The organism is Paenibacillus suaedae, from assembly GCF_032337355.1.
GTDB lineage: Bacteria > Bacillota > Bacilli > Paenibacillales > Paenibacillaceae > Paenibacillus_B > Paenibacillus_B suaedae.
Window position 1 is genome coordinate 104,234 of record NZ_JAVYAA010000004.1, and the last position, 18,002, is coordinate 122,235.

Below are 18,002 nucleotides of genomic sequence, written 5' to 3' on the forward strand. Positions count from 1 at the left end.
TCACCTTACTGACCTTTAGGCAGCCCTCCCTTATGAATATACAGGTGATTGCTGCAGAAATTGAAGAACAAGGGAATTGAATTGTTGTGGCTCCTCGCTGAAGGGCAGATGGCTAAATTACTATTTTTCCATAAAAAGAGGTAGACGTTCACATGCTTATGAACGACATAAGGCGGGGGATTATCCCTCGCCTTAAGATGTATTGTTTACTTTCTTAGATTGCGACTTGTACGGATAATTACAAGTTCTTGCTTGCATAAATACGAATTGATATCATCATCGACACGATGCCAATGGCAAGCGCAATGATACATGGAATCCACTGCTGAATCTCGTGTGGAAGTGGAAGCGAGATCGAAATGGAAACAGGCCGAGACTGGTACCACTTCATGATCACTGGAGTGATGAAGGGAGTCACGAATATGATCATCATAGATATGAACTTCGTTTTTTCATAACCATATTTGTACTGCAACGGAATCAACACGCCCAAGTACAGGCTGACGAGCAGCAAGGCCGTCCCTACGCCCAAGACACTCAAGCGGCTTAATAGTTGTGGAACGACAAGGGATGTGATTGTATAAAGGCCGAGACTCACAATAAAGATGGTGAGAACGAGCAGATACTTAGCCTTGACTAGCGCATTGCGTGTATAGGGAGTGGCACACAGCAGCGAGGCCCCCTTATACTTTTCCTCCGATACAGACACGGTATTGAATAGAATAAACTCCATAAAGAGTACGGTAATAAGAAAGCTGATGTTTCCATTTCCGCTCAGCGGCATCCGATAAGATATAAATAGAGGTCCACCGATGGCGAATAGCAGCATGACCAGCAAATACTTTTTCGTAAGGATGAGATCTTTTTTGACCAGATTAATGAGCATGTCGATGACCTCCTATGTAAGCCAGCATAATGGACTCGATGGACGGCTTCTCCATATGCACGTTGCCCATCAGCTGCCGCACTTCGGGAATGCTGCGCGTAATGCCTTCGAATCCGTATGCGGTAACCTGTAGAGATAAGAAGAGGGATTCTGTGCGCTCATTCAGCAGCTTCTTGTCTCCCTTCACAAGGGCATGTGAATCCAGCAATGCATCCTTGTCTTCGTGAAATAAGATGTCCCCATGATCGATCATCAACAGGGTATCTGCGATCTTCTCTAAATCAGACGTAATATGTGTGGAGAAAAAGACACTCTTTCCTTCCTCGTTCATGAACTCCAATAGAAGCTCCATCAGTTCATTCCGGATGAGGGGATCAAGACCGCTCGTGGGCTCATCCATAATGAGTAGATCGGCATGATGGGACATGGCGAGTGCAATTGCATATTTCATGCGCATGCCTTTGGATAAGGTCGATATCTTCTGATTCAGCTGCAGATTGAAGCGCTGGATATAGCGTTGGAAGATGGCTTCATCCCAGTTCGTATAGGCAGGAGCGATGATGCTCTTCATTTCCGACAGCGTCATATCATCATAGAAATAGCCTTCATCAAATACGATGCCGATGCGGTTTTTCAACTCGCGCTCATGCTTGTCCATTTCCTTCCCCAGAAACGAAACGCTGCCCCCGTTCTTCTGAATGAGTCCTAGAATGGCTTTAATGGTCGTCGTCTTCCCTGAACCGTTCGTTCCAATAAATCCAGTAATACAGCCTTCTTGTAGGGCGAAGCTAATATTGTTCAGACGAAAGTGTTCAAATTGGACGTTAACATTCGTTACTTCCAATAGATTGCTCATTGCTCATCCTCCTCTACAAATAGTAGTTCCATCATTTCACGTAGTTCTTCCTTCGGAATATCTAGTGTCCGGGCTAGCTGCCATGCCTCCGCGAGCTTCGATTCCACGAGATGACGCTTGGACTCTGCTAGCAGCTCTTGGCTCTCTGGCGCCACATACGAGCCCTTCCCAGCCCTCGTCATGATAAATCCTTCTTCCTCCAACTCAGCGTATACGCGCTTGGTCGTTAGTACGCTGACATGCAGATCGTTCGCAAGTGAGCGAATGGAGGGGAGAAGTTCGCCTTCCTTCAGATCGCCGCGCAGAATCGCGTCTTTGATCTGATCCTTGATCTGTTGATATAAGGGAACGTCGGACACGTTCTTAATAATAATGTTCATAAAATACCCTCTTTGCTCGAAACTGTGCATACTGTATATTAGATAGATACACAGTATGCACAGTTACTACTTTACTCGATCATGCCCGAAATATCAATCCTCTTTTGGGTGGAAGGGGATAGAAAAACCGACCCCATAAGTTGGGGTCGGTCTGGAATAGCTGCTATTAAGATTTCATCCATCTCTTGCGAATGGCGAACAATACGGATCCGAGCATGATAAGTGCCAGTCCAGCAAGCTGCATAGGCAGCGGGCTGTCTTCGCCTGTTTTCGGCAGCACTTTGTCGGATTTATCTTGCTTCCGGTTTTGTTCACGGTTGGTGATGTTATCGCTTGTGCTCTTATCTTTTACTTTATCCGATGTTCCGTTATTTTCGGACTTCTCGTTCGACCCATTGTCAGTGGCGCTGTTATCCTTGCCATCGCCGGAGTCTTTGCCATCCGTTTTATCGGACTCTTTACCAGAGTCACCAGTTTCGTTGCCTGAATCCGTTTCTTTATTTGGCTTGTCGCCTGTTTCATTGCCCGTTTCTTTCTCAGGCTCTTTATTAGAGCCTTCTTCTGTGATGTGGCCAGGAATGCTGCCATCATCTTCAGGTTTTTCTGGCTTGTTTGGTTCTTCCGGATTGATAGGTTTGCTCGGTTCCTTATTGCCGTTTTCGGTCGGTTCCTTCGAATTGTCACCAGGATGTGATGGATCGACCGGATTAACCGGATCAACAGGATTGATTGGGTCAACCGGATCGACTGGATCAATAGGATCGATTGGGTCAACCGGACCAATTGGCTTGATAGGCTTCGGAGTATTCTCGACAGTCACGAGTGTTTCTTTCTCACTCGTAATCGTAAACTCCGTCAGCTTTTCATCAATGAGATAACCATCTGGAGCTTTAGTCTCTTCAACAAAGTAAGTGCCCGCCTTCAGATTCGGAATCAGAATAAGTCCATCCTTATCCGTAGTCTGAATTGGGTACGGCTTACCGTTCTTATCCAAAAGAGGCTGCTGGTTCTCGTCAAGGAGACGGAACTGAGCGCCTTCAAGCCCTTTATCTTTCTTGCCCGTTTCAATCTTCAAGAGCTTCAAGGAGCCCGGAAGAGGTTCGCGAGTGTTCTCCACAGTAACAAGTGTTTCTTTCTCACTCGTAATCGTGAACTCGGTCAGCTTGCTGTCGATGAGATAGCCATCTGGAGCTTTAGTCTCTTCGACAAAGTAAGTGCCCGCCTTCAGATTCGGAATCAGAATAAGTCCATCCTTATCCGTAGTCTGAATTGGGTACGGCTTACCGTTCTTATCCAAAAGAGGCTGCTGGTTCTCGTCAAGAAGACGGAACTGAGCGCCTTCAAGCCCTTTATCTTTCTTGCCCGTTTCAATTTTTAAGAGCTTCAAGGAGCCCGGAAGAGGCTCAAGAGTATTCTCGACAGTAACGAGCGTTTCTTTCTCACTCGTAATCGTGAACTCGGTCAGCTTGCTGTCGATGAGATAGCCAACTGGAGCTTTAGTCTCTTCGACAAAGTAAGTGCCCGCCTTCAAATTCGGAATCAGAATAAGTCCATCCTTATCCGTAGTCTGAATTGGATAGGGCTTCCCGTTCTTATCCAAGAGAGGCTGCTGGTTCTCATCAAGGAGACGGAACTGAGCGCCTTTCAACCCTTTATCTTTCTTACCCGTTTCAATCTTCAAGAGCTTCAAGGAGCCCGGAAGCTTTTCATTTACAAATCTGAGCTCGATCTTGCTCTCATCTTTTATATCAAATTTCAAAGGAGTCGTAATGAGCTTGTACCCCTTAGGTGCATCCTTCTCGACAAATTGATAGCTTCCGATATCCAGGTTGCCCGTGCTCACCTTACCGTCTGTTCCGGTAATCAGCTTGCTGCGTACGACTTTACCTGTCTTAGCATCTTGAATCTCGAACTCAGCCCCAGCAAGAGGTGAAGCAGGCTTGCCGTCATCTACCTTTGTCAGTTCAACAGAGCCTTTGATTCGGTTATTTGTCACAGTCCCCGTTTTTTGTACGGTTTGGTTTTCATCAATTGTAAATGGAATTTCTTTAGCTTCCTGCTTATACCCAGCGGGAGCCTGAACCTCGACCAATTTATATTGACCTGGAGGGAGATCCGTCAGTTTCAACTTACCGTTCTTTTTCGTAGGTATGTTCGTATATCCATTGACATCTGCATATCCGACTCCATCAAACCGCTGAAGCTTGAACACAGCGTCTTCAAGAAGCTTAGATCTATTTTCAGCATCTACTTTCGTGAGCTCAAAATCTCTTACGATTTTGATGTTCTTAATGGTAACGACCTGGCCATCCTTGCTCAGTGTAATGACCTGCTCCGGCTTTTGCGGCAGCAAGTAGCCTGGAGGAGGGGCCAGCTCTTTAATTTTGTATTGTCTAAATCGCAAATCAGTAAAGGTTGCGATTCCGTCTTGATCCGTTACAGCTTCTTGCAGCAGAATCGTTCCCGATTTATCGTACAGCCCGAATTTCGCGCCTTCCAGCGGCGCTGCTGTAGCAGCATCGACCTTTTTGATTTTCAACTCTCCGCGGCTGGAGGTGCTTGCTCCGCCCCCTGCTCCAGCGAATTCAACTTTGATGCTTGATGATTCATTGCCGTTTACTGTTCCGGAGGACTGACCTTCAAAAGATACCTTATTGCTTAAACTCTCGCCATTATCGGCATCAATAAAGGATTGATACTCTAAAACGTAAGCTTTATCCAGTTCTGTCTTGAAGGTAAGCGTAAGCTTGTTTCCATCGACTTTCAATTCCGCAACTTGCTCTAAATCCATTGGCGTGGAAGCCTTAGTCAAGGTTCCGTTCTGTGACACGGTCGTTTCGTACAGCTTAATCGACTCTGGCACAAGCTTTTGGCTGGCAGACAACGTATCTGTCAGAACCGAACCGGCCTTGATGTGCGATTGGCTGCGGTTAATGTTGACGGTCCAGAACGCGATGTCCGATTGTTCCCCTTTACCTTGGACACCTGTCTTGGATACATACTCATCTCCGTATTGCGGTGACACGGAAGCCGAGCCGTCGAATACTTTGTTGGATGTCGATTTATCCTCCAATGTTGCTCCATTGCTGTAGGATTTGACGACAGACTGATTGTTAAGGCTTGTCTTGTAGGTAATTCGGTAAGCCTTGTCAATTGGGTTGTTGAACGTTAATTCGAAGCCCGATTTATTATTTTCCGTTTTCTTTTCGAATGTATAATCGTTTGTAATGCTGCCTTCTTGAACACCATTTGCGCCACCCGACAAAATCAATTCGTGTACAGTCAAAGATCCGTCAACGAATGTCTGCTCGCCGGTATAAAAGTCGCGAAGTACGGCTTTATCGATGTGGTGAAGGTTGTAGTTGATATCGATCGTCCACGTAATTTCCTTCGTGCGGGCATCGTAAGAACCTCTTTTATTCCCGTTGTTCTTCGTATAGCCATCTGGTGTAACGGTATCTTCTTTCGTGATAGGCTTCTGAGATACGCCTTTTTCTTCCCAATTCAGAGTCGCACTATTTGTGTAGCTGGCGTTATTTAGAACTGGATCGAATTTTGTCTGATACCGAATAACTAGACTGGAAGTAATGTTCGTTGTAAATGTAATCTTGAATCCGCTATGATAGCGGGAATTTGTAGGATCTACTACATAATTGATCGTATAATCCTTATCTTTGGTAAATCCAGCAACTGCCAAGCTATCCTCAAGGCTTTTCTGATCAATGGTCAAACCTCTCGTCTTGAATATATCTTCTACGACGACATTTTCCATCACCTTGTTGTCTTGATTCAGGGTGAGGTACCAACCAATCGTTTTGTTGGCATAGTTAACATCGTCATGGCCCTTGAAGAAGATGACAGGGTAAATGTCTCTCGATGCCTCTTTAGAGGTGTTGTCATGCATCGTGACTTTATTGTTGATTTTTCCATTTTCATAAACCCGGTCAATGGATTTGGTCGAATACTCGATGGAATAAGCTTTCGTTACTTTATTTTTGAATTGCAGCTTAAATCCGTCGGTTGTTTTTACGACCGTATATTCATCTTTGCCCAGTTGTCTGACAACGGTTGCTTTTCCGTTATCGTCAATAGACATTTCGTTCACTACGAATGAATCTACATTGAGTTCTTGAACCTTCGTGTCAAAAACATCCGCAATCCAAGCCTTCGCTTGGTCGATATCACGCTCGTTGTAATTGTATTCAATCTTCCAATTGATCGTTTGCGTGTAAGGATCGTAGCCGGTCGATTGTTTCTCTAGCGGCTTGCTGAATCGTACATCCACACCCGAAGAGATCGTTAGAGGGTTATGATTATCTCCTGTGATCTGAACAGCATTTGTATAGCGCTTATCTTCTGTCTTGGTAATTTTCGTTTTGTATTTCACTCGATAGGCATTTTGTATATTGCCCAGCTCGATTTTGAAGCCATTGGCTTCGCGTACGGGGAGGTAAGCTACTTGCTCAGCTTCTTTAACCGTTCCGTTCAATTGAACGTCAAGCTTATGTACTGTAATCGAACTCATATCGATTTCCAAGCCGTCTGGCAGCATGTCGGTGAAGATAGCGTTATTGATAATGTCTTCACTTGTATTGAAGTCTACAACCCATTCGATTTCCGTAGGATTGATTGTTCGATTGGCTGTGCCACGCTTCGTAATCTCTTTGCTGTTCGGATTTTTGTTGAAATGAATTGGGATTTCGAAGCTGGAGTCCCCTTGAATATCAAAAGTTATCTCTTGCTGGGTTCCACCTTCAAACTTTTTCTCGTCGAAATATCTCCATACGAAGAAATCGCCGATCAGCTCTTGGCCATCCTCAATTTCTTCATTGAACGTGAAGGTTACTTGACCGTCCGGCGTAATATTAAAGGTGCCGTATTCGATTCCACCTTTATTCAAAGGTTGATTCTTAATTGGGGCCGATAACTGGAACTTGTCTGGAAGTCGGAATGTAAAGGTCGAGCCAGCGCCGTAATGGTGACCGGCTGGAAGCTTCCAAGTATAGTCTATATTCACATATTCATTCAGATTTGGACGAATAGATGAAATATTATTCCCCTTCGCATCCGTTATAGACACGGAAGTAAGAATATTGTCTGTAATTGCCCCGTAAGTAACCTTCGTCACGCTGCTGGGATCCTGGCCATTGTTCGGATCCTTGCCGTAAGTGAGGTCGGTAACGCTTGTGGCATTACGATCTCCGGTATTGAACAATTGATTCGGCAACCCATCATACGCTTGAACAAGCGTGGGAGGCAGAACAAGATTCAACATAATAGCGACTACTAAGAGACCGTATAATGTCTTTCTAAGGTTGTTCATTCTTAGAATCTCCTATTTTTTAAATTTTTTTGCAACTGAATCATTGTCTACTAAAGGATTCAGTTTTGTCAAACCAAATGAAAGTTTCAGAAAACATTTCCTGACATGTGAAATTACCCAACGAAATGGTATGTTAAACAGATTTGCTTGACATTTTTTTGTGCGGAAATGAGAAAGGTGGAGGGGCGTACAAGGATTATATGGCGACTATATTAAAATGAAGAAACACAGTTTACACAAAAAAATCCCGATAGGTTATCGGGATGGGTAAGGCGTTGGTCGGTGTATGTGCTGAGCAGCTGCTAGATTACAGATCCATTAGCTTGCGCTGATTCCATCATCCATTGATGGTACCAGTCGATAATTTCCTTGCTAGGGGCCGTATCATACTCCTCTTCGAGCCTGCTTGTCAGATGATTGTACAGCTTGCGTACTTCGGCTGAGTGATTCAGAGAGGCATAAATGTTCATTAGCGCGAAGTAACCATGCTCCATATGAGGGAACTTGTCAATAATTTGGCGATAGATCAGAGTAGCTTCTGAGTACATTTCATCCGAAAGGTAGTATTGGGCAATTACCTCGGCATGGTTCAACCAGATCGTTCGTATGCGCTCCCATTCGTATTCAGCCCAGCCATATCGATGCTCTTCTAGGAAATCTCCTGTGTATGCATTCAAGATGGCAAGATGCTGCGCTAAGGTATCCCTCTGCAGTAAGGGAGCTTCGCGAACAGAGTTCTCCCATTCTTCCACGTCAAGTCGCAATGCGCCCCAAGCCAGACGATATCCTTCGTCTTTATATTTGACTTCTATATCGAGTTCTGCGGTTTTGATCATTTTCCGAATTTGATAAATGGCCGTGTGCAGCTGCGTCGTAGCGCGTTCCGTATCATAATTCGGCCACAGCAGATCCATCAGCACCTGCTTATTCACGGTTTTCTCTCGGTAATAGAGCAGATACGCGAATAGCTCTTGGGCTTTCAGCGTCTTCCAAGGGAATCGCTGTGCAGCGCCGTTCGCATCGATATAGTGCAAGCTTTGCAGACAGCATAATGTCAGCTGGGGTGTACGCTCATGGCTGATTGCAGGAGCTGCCCCATTATGCGGATTCGTTGAGGTAAGCCGCTGCAAGGTCAATGCCAGCCGATTGTGGTGAACCGGCTTTAGTAGGTAATCAAGCGCATTAAGCTCGAATGCTTTGACCGCATATTCTTGATAGGCCGTCACAAAAATAATATGTAGCTGTGGATGAATTTGCAGCAGGCGTTCGGCTAATTCGAACCCGTTAATCTCCGGCATTTCAATATCTAGAAATGCTACGTGGAGCTGCTCCCGCTGTGCAATTTCAATTGCATCATAGGGATTATAGCAAGCCATTAATCGCTCAATTTTATTTCTTCCGGTCTGTTCCGTCAGCAATTTTTCCATTTTCTTTAGAGCGAGTCGCTCATCATCAACAATTATGGCATGCAGTCCCATTGTTAAGATAGCCCCCATTCTATTTCTATTTCTGAATACGCAGGGAGAATGTATGCTGCATATAAGCTTTCTACAAATAGCGAATAGCCGTGTTACGATTTCAAGTGCCTATGTTCCAGAATAGCCCGCATATTAATAGACTTCAAGCTTGGGAGTGATTCAACAAGTGTACAGCTCCGCCAATCTTCCATCAACAGGTAACCGCGCCGTACCAAGGCGAAGATCGTATTGGTGGTGCAATGCCATTCGGGGAATGCTTTGCTGTGATCATCCTCTTCTAAAATAGCTGCTCCCTCATATGTCCAACATCCTCCACTCCAGCGAATGAGCCGTCCTCCATGTCGTCTTGCCTGCTCAAGTGCTTCTTGTTGAATGATGGATAATAGCATGTTCGCATTCCTCCAGCAGTCATAGTCGTACTCGTTAGTTCTATTCAACCATATTTGGCTGAACAAAATCTGAATTCGACTGCTGAGATAGAATGAGACGTCCCAGCTTGTCAGACCAGCAGGAAAAAGGCCGGCTCCCCGAGACCGGCCTTCCCTTCCTATCGAGCTGCTGGCAGCTGGATAACTGCTATGTCATGCCAAGGGTTAGAAATGCAGCATTAATCAAGATTCACCCATACCGTCTTCACTTCGGTGTAATTGTCTAGCGCATAGGAGCCCATTTCACGCCCGATTCCTGACTGCTTGTAGCCACCGAATGGAGCGGCTGCATCGAATACGTTGTAACAGTTGATCCATACAGTTCCTGCTCTAAGCTTGCTTGCAAGATAATGGGCGCTCTTCAAGTCCTGTGTCCATACACCAGATGCAAGGCCGTAGTCGGATTGGTTAGCCTGTTCAATCAAGTCATCCAGCGTATCATAAGGCAATGCTGCAATGACTGGGCCGAAGATTTCTTCACGAGCAATGGTCATCTGTGGATCAACCTGTGCAAACACCGTTGGCTCGATGAAGTAGCCTTGATTGTAAGGTACGCTTCCGCCCGTCACCAATTCAGCGCCAGCTGCTCTGCCTGCTTCGATGTAGCGCTGGACGACATCATGCTGCTCGGAAGATACTAGAGGCCCCATCTCCGTGTCTAAGTCCAAGCCAGCGCCAACACGAATGCGTTTGGCTTCGGAAGCGAGGTCAGCAACAACGTTATCATAGAGCTTCTTCTGCACGTACAGCCGTGAGCCTGCTGAGCACACTTGCCCTTGGTTGAAGGTAATGCCGCTGAGCGCTCCAGGGACTGCGCGGGACAAATCAGCATCAGGCAGAATAATGTTCGGCGACTTGCCGCCAAGTTCAAGGGTAACCTTCTTCAAGGAGTGGGCAGCTTCCTGCATGATGGATTTGCCTACTACTGTTGATCCTGTGAAGGCAATCTTATCAACATGTGGATGCTGGACAAGCGGAGCACCAGCTGTCTCGCCGAAGCCTGGAATGACGTTGACGACGCCCGGCGGGAAGCCAGCTTCCTGAATGAGCTGTGCGAGATAGAGTGCTGACAGCGGTGTCTGCTCAGCTGGCTTCAGGACGACTGTACATCCAGTGGCCAGTGCGGCGCCCAGCTTCCAAGCAGCCATCAGCAATGGGAAGTTCCACGGGATGATTTGTCCTACTACACCTACAGGCTCATGTCTCGTATAGGTGAGGAAGTTGCCGGCAGTCGGTATCGTTTGTCCAACATTTTTGGTTGCCCAGCCAGCATAGTATCGGAAGTGCTCGATGGTGAGAGGAAGATCGGCAGCCAAGGTTTCGCGGAGCGGCTTGCCGTTATCCAGTGTTTCTAGCTCCGCAAGCTCTTGCTTATTCGATTCAATCAAGTCTGCCAGCTTGTAAATGAGACGGCTGCGATCAGCTCCGCTCATGCGGGACCATTCGCCATGATCGAAGGCATCGCGAGCAGCTTGTACAGCTCTGTCGACGTCTTCTTCCTGCGCTTCGGCAACGACAGCCAGCACTTCACCAGTTGCGGGATTCATAGAGGAGAATACGTTATTCTTCGCGGATTCTGTCCATTCTCCATTGATGAACAGCTTTTTCGTACCTTGCAAGAATGCTTCTACCTTAGGACTGATCTGAATCTGTGACAAGATGCAATCACTCCTTCTATTTGGAATTGGTACAGTGGTTAATAACTTGTACATCTCATATGTATTCCGGCGGGCAGCGGATCATGCCCATTGAGATATTTTTGATGTAAATAGAGACTGATTTGCAGATGTGGTGCGACAGGCTTGCGAATGGACTGGAACATTAAGGAAGTACAGGAATTCTATTGAGAAATAAGTTAAAATAGATCCGAATGAGAGAGTAATAGAGCAATCGCTCTCATAATCTTGTAAGAAATGAGGGAGCTTTCTTGAAAAAGCGATTTCTTATCTGTTCGCTGTTGTCTATGCTGTTGACCTCTACGCTGCTTCTTCCGCAGCAAGCAGGCATCGCAGAGGCGGCTGGGAACAGTCAATCTATGAAGACGAAGATTATGCTGGATAACTATCCGCTAGATTTTCAGGCAGAGCCCATTATTGTACAGGGGAATACGATGGTTCCATTCCGTGGAATCGCAGAAGCGCTCGGCATCGAAGTGCTGTGGAATGCGAAAGATAAGACGGTAACGGCGAATCAAATGGCTGCTGATGGGAAGAAGGTAGTCGTTCTGCAATTGAACCAGAAGACAGCCAAAGTGAATGGACAGGCCGTGCAGTTGAATGCAGCGCCGTTCGCCCGTACCGGAACGACCTATATTCCGCTCAGCTTTTTCAGTAAGCAGTTCGGTGCACAGGTATCCTGGGATCAGAAAACGAAAGTCGTCTCCTTGCAGTCACCGCCAAAGAAGATGTACAGTATGGCCTTTTATGCGGTAAAAGCTTTCGGCGAGCGCCAGTATATCCCTCAATTTGATACTGTGGGATTTGGCTGGGCAAGGCTTCAAGAAGATGGAACGATCACAACGAGCGGTAAAGACTTCTATTGGCCCCAAGCTGCAGGAGAAATAACACCTGAGGGGATAGTGGATCAGGCAAAGCAGGAAGGAACTAGTCCGTATCTCATGGTATTTGCTTCAGATCGGAAGAACGAGCTGACGAAAATGCTAGAGGATTCGGCGCTTCGCGATAAGGCGATTACGGATATTGTGCAGCTTGCAACGGACAAAAATTTCTCCGGCATCGTGCTTGATTTTGAAGGGTTGGGCTTGTCTGGAGATATTGGGAAGGCAAAGCGGGACTTTAATGAGTTCGTTACACGTTTGGCCCAGAAGACTAAGGCATCTGATCTCAAGCTCTCTCTTGCGCTTCATCCATTGAATGGAGCCTATCAAGGATATGACTATAAGACATTGGCCACAGTAGCAGATGATCTCATTATTATGGCGTATGAATATACAAAAGGGAATGTACCAGAGCCATTGGATCAAGTAAATGGGGCGATTAAGCTTGCTCTGAAGGAAGTACCGAAGGAGAAGCTGGTATTAGGCATTTCTACTTGGAGTGAGAACGAGAAAACGATTAGCAGCGTGATTGGACTTGCGAAGCGTCATCAACTGAAGGGAACGGCATTTTGGAGATTAGGACTCATTGGGGAATCCTCTAAAGCACAGATCGACAAAAATATAATTCCGTTGAAATCGTAACAGGAAATCGAGCAAGCACTTATCATTTTTTATTGGAATAGAGCGTGTTGTACAACACAATCCTATAAATTCCTTATGGGGGTGTTCCGAAAGTCATGACTTCGGGGCACCCCTGTTTTTAATGATGGGTGTGCTTCCGGCATGTTGTGTTGTATGAAATGCAAGAATGTTGAGCTTAATAGGGCCGATTTCGGGTCAATGCTGCACACTGTGCAACAAGAGCCTTTTTGAGCGGGTCATATTTGTCCTCTGCCACGGAAAAATGCTACATGCTATACAACATAACCTGTCTATTTCCTACGAACAGATTTCGTAAGTTGTATTCTATACAACTTATTGGCATTCTAACAACCAGCGTTACTGTGTGCCTCTCTTGTTACAAGTAGATCTGCTTCCACTTATCATGCCTCATTTGATCTTGTCGATAAAGGAACGAATAGATGCTGCCAGCCGATCAGGGCATTCTTCCATAAGAACGTGGCCGAATCCGTCATATATTTCTGTGCAAATGCCGGGTATTGTCTGTTCATATTGCCGGAACACCCGCATTGGAATCATCTTATCGGTTGAGCCATAGATCAGCATCGTGGGAATGGCGATCTCCGAGGCTCGAGGCGCGATGGCGCCTGTATCGTCGTCAGCCAATGTCTTGGCAATGACATAAGGAATATTCGGATCCTGATAGGGCTTCGTCCAGCTGTCCATAAATGCAGGGGTCATATGCTCCAGTGGCAAACGAATCATCCGAGCAAGCGTACCCGGCTTCAACTGGCGCTTCATCGCCCCACGAAATATACCTTCCATCCAGCCTTTGCGGGCAGCCCATTTCACAGGTGAGGCTACACCGCGGCGGAAGCCGTCGGGAGCGACGAGGGTCAAGCTGCGCACCAGATGAGGAGCCTGCAAGGCTAAGTGTACCGCGATTTCACCGCACATGGAGTGGCCGACAAGATGGACAGAACCGCAGTCTAGCGCTTCAATAACAGTCTGAATTCGCTTAGCTTGTGCTCGTTTGCTGTATGCGGCTGTCCGCGGCTTATCGCTGAACCCAGAACCAAGCAAATCAGGACAGTAGATGCGATATTGTGATGCTAACTGCTCGGCTACGATGCGCCAGCAATAATGATAGGCTGCGGTGCCATGGAGCAGCATGACAGGCTCCTCGTGATTCATGCCATAGGAAGCGATATGTATATGTCCATCAGCAACAGGAATACGCTGTGCATCAACCATGGTCATGTTGATTCACCTCCAGCCGTCCACTTAGATTCACCGGCCATATATGCCAATGTCCGCGCAATCATATGTTGCGCTCGCGCCTGCGGAGCAAGCGATGGATTGAGTGCAGTAACCAGCTCCCACCATTGCTGAACACGCTCTGAAGTCATTGCCTCCCCATGCTCGAGGAAGGAGCGCACTAGATCCAGTGTAATAGGCGGTGTGGATCCGGTGACGAGCGACACGTAATCAAGCGCGGCTTGCTGCATCTTTGTACTGCACTCGTTCTCTCCAGCTTCGATTAGGGCAAGGACTGTGTTCGTAATTGTCACATATTGCTCTCCCCACGGGGAAGGGTCAAGCTGTTGGCTTGATATCGCATCCCAATATGGTTTAAGCTTCTGATTTATTTCTTGGACAAAGGCAGGGTCGTCCAGCATGGCACTCATCCTTGACCATGCGTGAAGCTGATCCTCAGTCAGCTCCTGCTCCTTCGGGACGAACCCAATACAAGCGGTAAGAACTTGCTCTCGCCAACGATCGGGCAGCTGCTTCGCACTTAGTGCATGCTGCATCTTGCTAGCGATAAATTGCTGCCGCTGCCGACTGCTTTTATGGACAATGTCTGCAATGTCGTGCAGATAAGCAAGTGGAGCTCCCCGATGCTGCTGCTCTTGGGCATGAACAAGAATTTGCTTCATTCGTCCTAAATGCTCGATCTGCTGCTCTATAGCCTCCAGCTGCCACTGGATTGAAGTGGACACTGGCATATCATGCTGCAGCATTTGCTTGATTTCCTGAACAGCAAAGCCAAGGTATCGCAGTAATAAGATAAGCTCCAGCTGGGCGATATCTTCATCGTTATAGTAGCGATATCCGGTGGAGTTGAGCTTTGAAGCTGGCAGCAGTTGAATTTCATCATAATAACGAATCGTTTTAACGGTTGCGCCAGTCCGTTTTGATACTTCCCCGATTGAATAGTATCCTTCCATCCTGATGTCTCCCTTCTCTCTATTACGAGTATAGAGTCTCCCGTCACGGGAGAGTCAATCGTTTTCTTGGTAATGGATTCGGGATAGCAGAAAGAACAGACTCAGGAGAACATTGACGGAAGGCTGTGATTATGACATTATACTTATAGATACCAACGGTCGGTATTAAAATGGAGGAGGAAAACAGTATGGCAAGAAACAAATATCCAGAACAGACGCTGGAGCAGATTATGGCGGTATCTGCAAAACTCTTCATGGAAAAGGGTTATGACAAAACGAGTATTCAAGACATTATTAATGAAGTAGGAATGTCCAAGGGAGCGATCTATCATCACTTTACGTCCAAGGAAGAGATTTTGGAGGCGGTTATGAACCAGCGCTCAGATCGTGCAGCAGACATGTTCCAGACCTTAATACAGAGTACTCAAGCACCGAATGCCCGCGAGAAGCTCATTTCCTTATTGGAAGCTCTTGCAGTCGATCACGATGCGCACTCTCTTGATGCTCTCCTATGCTCACAGATCCATAATCCACAGTTTGTCGTAAATGGGATCAAGGATTGCGTACTGCAGGATGCGAAGCAGCTTGCTTCTATTATGAAGCAAGGGATGGAAGATGGATCGATTAGGACGGAATATCCCGATGAATGCGCAGAAGTGTTCTTGCTGCTGTTGAACGTATGGATGAACCCGGTACTGTTCATGCGAGACATCGAGGGAACCATTCGACGTCTCCAATTTCTGCAGCTAATGATGAAGCAATTAGGCGTGGATGTTGTCAGCGACAGCTTGATTCAGAAAGCGATGGAGCAATACAAGAACATGGGGGCTTTCCTGAATGTAGAGTGAAAGAGGAGATGACATTGCAAATGCATGTAGGATTTATAGTTGGATCTGTCATCGCGAGTGTGGTTCTAATAGCGGGAATCATCGGACTCGTGCTGAGCAAGCGGCGTGGCGATACAAGCACTTGGGCAACCTGGGCGGTTCTGTTTGGCGTATGTGCTTTAGCAAGTGCAGTTATTAACTTAGGAATTGCAAAGTGAGAATGAGGGGTGCCTGTGATGAAGATAAGGAAGAAATTGGAGATGGGGAGAGCGTGAAAATGAGAAATAAGAGGCTGCTTGAATCAACGAAGAGGCTGTCCGACAGCACCTACAAGAGAGCAATGAATCAGGCTTATCAAGCTGCACACCCATCTCGGAAGGCGGCATACAGAGGTGCTATAATAAGTGGTGGTATCGGACTGCTGCTGCTGACTGTAGGAGGAGTCGTACTTGGGCTTGGTCAGACGGGATGGGGATTAAGCTTGCTCGGCTCCGGAATTGTGGTTGCAGGTATCAATGTATGGAATGTCCGCCGAATTTCAAGTAAGGGGTAGAACAACTTTTTTTGCACAAATAGATACCAACCGTCGGTATATTACTTATGATTAAATCGGACTCTTACCCTGTAATTGATTTTTTATCTTCATTAGACTGGGGCCGGGAAGGGAAGGAAGACTGCCTTTCCCGGCCTAGTAGCATTACTATTGTGTATCAATGAAACGTAACTTCGGGATATTCACTGCTGGCGCCTTTCATCAGCGCTCCGCCAGTACCCTTCAGGTTCTTATTGAAGAAATCCAGAACATAGTGATTGACGACAGATGCCCCTCTGTACCCATCGATTGTTCCTGTAATACCGGCGTATTGCAGGAGATTCGAATAGAGCTGCAGGTCGGTGAAATTATAATGCTTTGCACCTTCCAATTGAATGATGCTTCCACCGTGCTGCTTTACTTTCTCCATTATGGCAAGCTCTTGTGCAATGATGCTGCTCATCTTCGTATCTGTAATAAGCCCCTTACGCTGCTGCTCCTTCATCTCGGTGAACTTATCAGCCTTCAGGAATAGGGCGGGCTTGTCGGCTAGTCTATTGATGTCTAATTCATAGAGAGAGCCATCCATATTGACCGCCGCCTTGACGCGGGGGTTCGTGTTCAAGACGTTAAATGCGGTCGCGCCCCCGAAGGAATGGCCCATGACACCAATCTTGTCCATGTTGATGGCGCCCGTAAGTGGGCTTGGCATGTGACCAGTATTCAAGCCATCCAACTGGCGAATGACGAAATTCACATCCTCCGTCCATACCGTTCCGATAGATTTGCCTACCGTATAGAAATTATCCATGTTGAAAGTAGTTCGATAGTCTGTATTTGTGCCATCTGGAAACGCTGTAGCTACTGTGCTGTACGGATGGTCGATGGAAGCGACAATATAACCGTGGCTGGCCATCTGTTCGGCTTGAGACACATGAAGCAATCGGGTTGTCCCCATTCCATGATTGATGATTATTAATGGATAGGGAACGGAAGTAGGCTGTACTGCTGCTTCTTCATAGGCATTGCTGCGGATGTACTTCCAATAATCGAATATCGGTTCAGGGAGCCTGATAAATGATGATAATCCCTTTTTATAGGACGCGAGCATCTTTGGATCCTCAGGAAAGACAGGTACGGTCTTCTGCACATTATCTACTTGTGCGGGGTACCAGAATTGCACAAGGATTTTACGTTTATCTCCACCATTCTCTGTATAGATCTCCTCTCGACCTTCATCCGTTAGCGACATCGCAAATGTGCCTACTTGATAGGGGCCCTCCAGTTTCGGCAGCTGAAAAACAGGCAAGCATGACGACAACAAGACGGTCAATGTGATTACGACGCAGGATAGGCCAAATAAAGTATAGCGCACAGATTTCCACAGATTGAACGTGCTAGATGACCGTATACTTTTCCAACATAGACTCCCCGTTACTACGATAGTTAGGTTGTACACGCCGAACATCTGCCATCGATAACCCTCTTGCCACAAGTGCAGCGTGAGAATGGACATGCTGATTGTACTGGCTACGATGCCGGTTAGCCGGGGCAGTTTGTGTGTAAATAGAGTACTTATCAATAATGCAAAGCAAGAGAAAGCCAGCAATATTTCATAGAGCCGCATAACGTTCCTATTCCTCCCGTTCTTCAGAGCGTACTTGCCTCTGTCTATTGAGCGTAAAGGGTGAAGATTAAGGAGAGGTCGATCGTTCGTTTAAAATTCGTTTAAAGAGTGAACCGCGTATGTTTCAGTTTTTGTTCAGAATCATGGATTATTGTGTAAGTAGACTCTCGCCTAATCGTTGAAGCAGAAGCAGCTATACATAGAGCCGGTAAGGAAGGGGGGAGCTGCACTTTATTAACCGATTACGGGAAATGAA

General features: G+C 46.5%; 14 protein-coding genes. 4 read left to right on the forward strand and 10 right to left on the reverse strand.

Going from position 1 to position 18,002, the window contains the following annotated elements; all coding sequences use genetic code 11:
• Positions 1 to 238: 238 nt before the first annotated feature.
• The 7 genes from RQP50_RS17545 to RQP50_RS17575 all read right to left on the reverse strand — a co-directional run bounded on the left by RQP50_RS17545 (position 239) and on the right by RQP50_RS17575 (position 11,009).
• Entirely contained in the window at positions 239 to 886 is a 648-nt protein-coding gene (locus RQP50_RS17545) for an ABC-2 transporter permease (protein ID WP_072730268.1), read from the reverse strand.
• Positions 876 to 1,742 carry an ABC transporter ATP-binding protein gene (locus tag RQP50_RS17550; RefSeq protein WP_315746214.1) on the reverse strand — a complete coding sequence of 289 codons (867 nt, stop codon included), beginning with the start codon at positions 1,740 to 1,742 and terminating at the stop codon, positions 876 to 878. The genes RQP50_RS17545 and RQP50_RS17550 overlap by 11 nt, the downstream gene beginning before the upstream one ends.
• Entirely contained in the window at positions 1,739 to 2,122 is a 384-nt protein-coding gene (locus tag RQP50_RS17555) for a GntR family transcriptional regulator (protein ID WP_021262161.1), read from the reverse strand. Before RQP50_RS17555 ends, RQP50_RS17550 begins: the two co-directional genes overlap by 4 nt.
• 166 nt (positions 2,123 to 2,288) lie before the next feature.
• Entirely contained in the window at positions 2,289 to 7,445 is a 5,157-nt protein-coding gene (locus RQP50_RS17560) for a SpaA isopeptide-forming pilin-related protein (RefSeq protein WP_315746215.1), read from the reverse strand.
• A 302-nt stretch (positions 7,446 to 7,747) separates the two neighbouring features.
• Complete coding sequence (locus tag RQP50_RS17565; protein ID WP_175560755.1) at positions 7,748 to 8,923, reverse strand: response regulator; 1,176 nt, start codon at positions 8,921 to 8,923, stop codon at positions 7,748 to 7,750.
• Between the two features lie 92 nt (positions 8,924 to 9,015).
• A complete protein-coding gene (locus tag RQP50_RS17570) occupies positions 9,016 to 9,312 on the reverse strand; it encodes a hypothetical protein (protein ID WP_021252770.1) in 297 nt (98 codons plus the stop codon).
• A 218-nt stretch (positions 9,313 to 9,530) separates the two neighbouring features.
• Entirely contained in the window at positions 9,531 to 11,009 is a 1,479-nt protein-coding gene (locus tag RQP50_RS17575; RefSeq protein WP_268626209.1) for an aldehyde dehydrogenase family protein, read from the reverse strand.
• Between the two features lie 305 nt (positions 11,010 to 11,314).
• Here RQP50_RS17575 and RQP50_RS17580 point away from each other — a divergent pair, with 305 nt between their 5' ends.
• Complete coding sequence (locus tag RQP50_RS17580; RefSeq protein ID WP_394358414.1) at positions 11,315 to 12,550, forward strand: stalk domain-containing protein; 1,236 nt, start codon at positions 11,315 to 11,317, stop codon at positions 12,548 to 12,550.
• Between the two features lie 408 nt (positions 12,551 to 12,958).
• Here the strand turns inward: RQP50_RS17580 and RQP50_RS17585 are convergent, their stop codons facing one another.
• A complete protein-coding gene (locus tag RQP50_RS17585; protein ID WP_315746219.1) occupies positions 12,959 to 13,789 on the reverse strand; it encodes an alpha/beta fold hydrolase in 831 nt (276 codons plus the stop codon).
• Positions 13,786 to 14,760 carry a MerR family transcriptional regulator gene (locus RQP50_RS17590; protein ID WP_315746221.1) on the reverse strand — a complete coding sequence of 325 codons (975 nt, stop codon included), beginning with the start codon at positions 14,758 to 14,760 and terminating at the stop codon, positions 13,786 to 13,788. The genes RQP50_RS17585 and RQP50_RS17590 overlap by 4 nt, the downstream gene beginning before the upstream one ends.
• 188 nt (positions 14,761 to 14,948) lie before the next feature.
• Between RQP50_RS17590 and RQP50_RS17595 the strand changes: the two genes are divergently transcribed.
• From RQP50_RS17595 to RQP50_RS17605, 3 genes are read left to right on the forward strand one after another with little or no spacing between them, the layout of a single operon-like run.
• A complete protein-coding gene (locus tag RQP50_RS17595; RefSeq protein WP_083545220.1) occupies positions 14,949 to 15,608 on the forward strand; it encodes a TetR/AcrR family transcriptional regulator in 660 nt (219 codons plus the stop codon).
• Between the two features lie 20 nt (positions 15,609 to 15,628).
• Positions 15,629 to 15,805, forward strand: coding sequence for a hypothetical protein (locus tag RQP50_RS17600; RefSeq protein WP_315746222.1), 177 nt, complete (start codon positions 15,629 to 15,631; stop codon positions 15,803 to 15,805).
• Between the two features lie 59 nt (positions 15,806 to 15,864).
• Positions 15,865 to 16,140: a hypothetical protein gene (locus RQP50_RS17605; RefSeq protein WP_139295376.1), complete on the forward strand. Its 276-nt coding sequence runs from the start codon at positions 15,865 to 15,867 to the stop codon at positions 16,138 to 16,140.
• 157 nt (positions 16,141 to 16,297) lie between these two features.
• Here the strand turns inward: RQP50_RS17605 and RQP50_RS17610 are convergent, their stop codons facing one another.
• On the reverse strand, positions 16,298 to 17,746 hold the full coding sequence (locus RQP50_RS17610; protein ID WP_072730260.1) for an alpha/beta hydrolase family protein: 1,449 nt from the start codon (positions 17,744 to 17,746) through the stop codon (positions 16,298 to 16,300).
• Between the last annotated feature and the right edge of the window lie 256 nt (positions 17,747 to 18,002).

Bases quoted from the DNA above. Each gene is read 5' to 3' on its own strand.
- RQP50_RS17600 (WP_315746222.1), top strand. From the start codon at position 15,629: ATGCATGTAGGATTTATAGTTGGATCTGTCATCGCGAGTGTGGTTCTA.
- RQP50_RS17570 (WP_021252770.1), bottom strand. From the start codon at position 9,312: ATGCTATTATCCATCATTCAACAAGAAGCACTTGAGCAGGCAAGACGA.
- RQP50_RS17605 (WP_139295376.1), top strand. From the start codon at position 15,865: ATGAGAAATAAGAGGCTGCTTGAATCAACGAAGAGGCTGTCCGACAGC.
- RQP50_RS17565 (WP_175560755.1), bottom strand. From the start codon at position 8,923: ATGGGACTGCATGCCATAATTGTTGATGATGAGCGACTCGCTCTAAAG.
- RQP50_RS17560 (WP_315746215.1), bottom strand. From the start codon at position 7,445: ATGAACAACCTTAGAAAGACATTATACGGTCTCTTAGTAGTCGCTATT.
- RQP50_RS17545 (WP_072730268.1), bottom strand. From the start codon at position 886: ATGCTCATTAATCTGGTCAAAAAAGATCTCATCCTTACGAAAAAGTAT.
- RQP50_RS17595 (WP_083545220.1), top strand. From the start codon at position 14,949: ATGGCAAGAAACAAATATCCAGAACAGACGCTGGAGCAGATTATGGCG.
- RQP50_RS17590 (WP_315746221.1), bottom strand. From the start codon at position 14,760: ATGGAAGGATACTATTCAATCGGGGAAGTATCAAAACGGACTGGCGCA.
- RQP50_RS17610 (WP_072730260.1), bottom strand. From the start codon at position 17,746: ATGCGGCTCTATGAAATATTGCTGGCTTTCTCTTGCTTTGCATTATTG.
- RQP50_RS17580 (WP_394358414.1), top strand. From the start codon at position 11,315: ATGCTGTTGACCTCTACGCTGCTTCTTCCGCAGCAAGCAGGCATCGCA.
- RQP50_RS17555 (WP_021262161.1), bottom strand. From the start codon at position 2,122: ATGAACATTATTATTAAGAACGTGTCCGACGTTCCCTTATATCAACAG.
- RQP50_RS17585 (WP_315746219.1), bottom strand. From the start codon at position 13,789: ATGACCATGGTTGATGCACAGCGTATTCCTGTTGCTGATGGACATATA.
- RQP50_RS17550 (WP_315746214.1), bottom strand. From the start codon at position 1,742: ATGAGCAATCTATTGGAAGTAACGAATGTTAACGTCCAATTTGAACAC.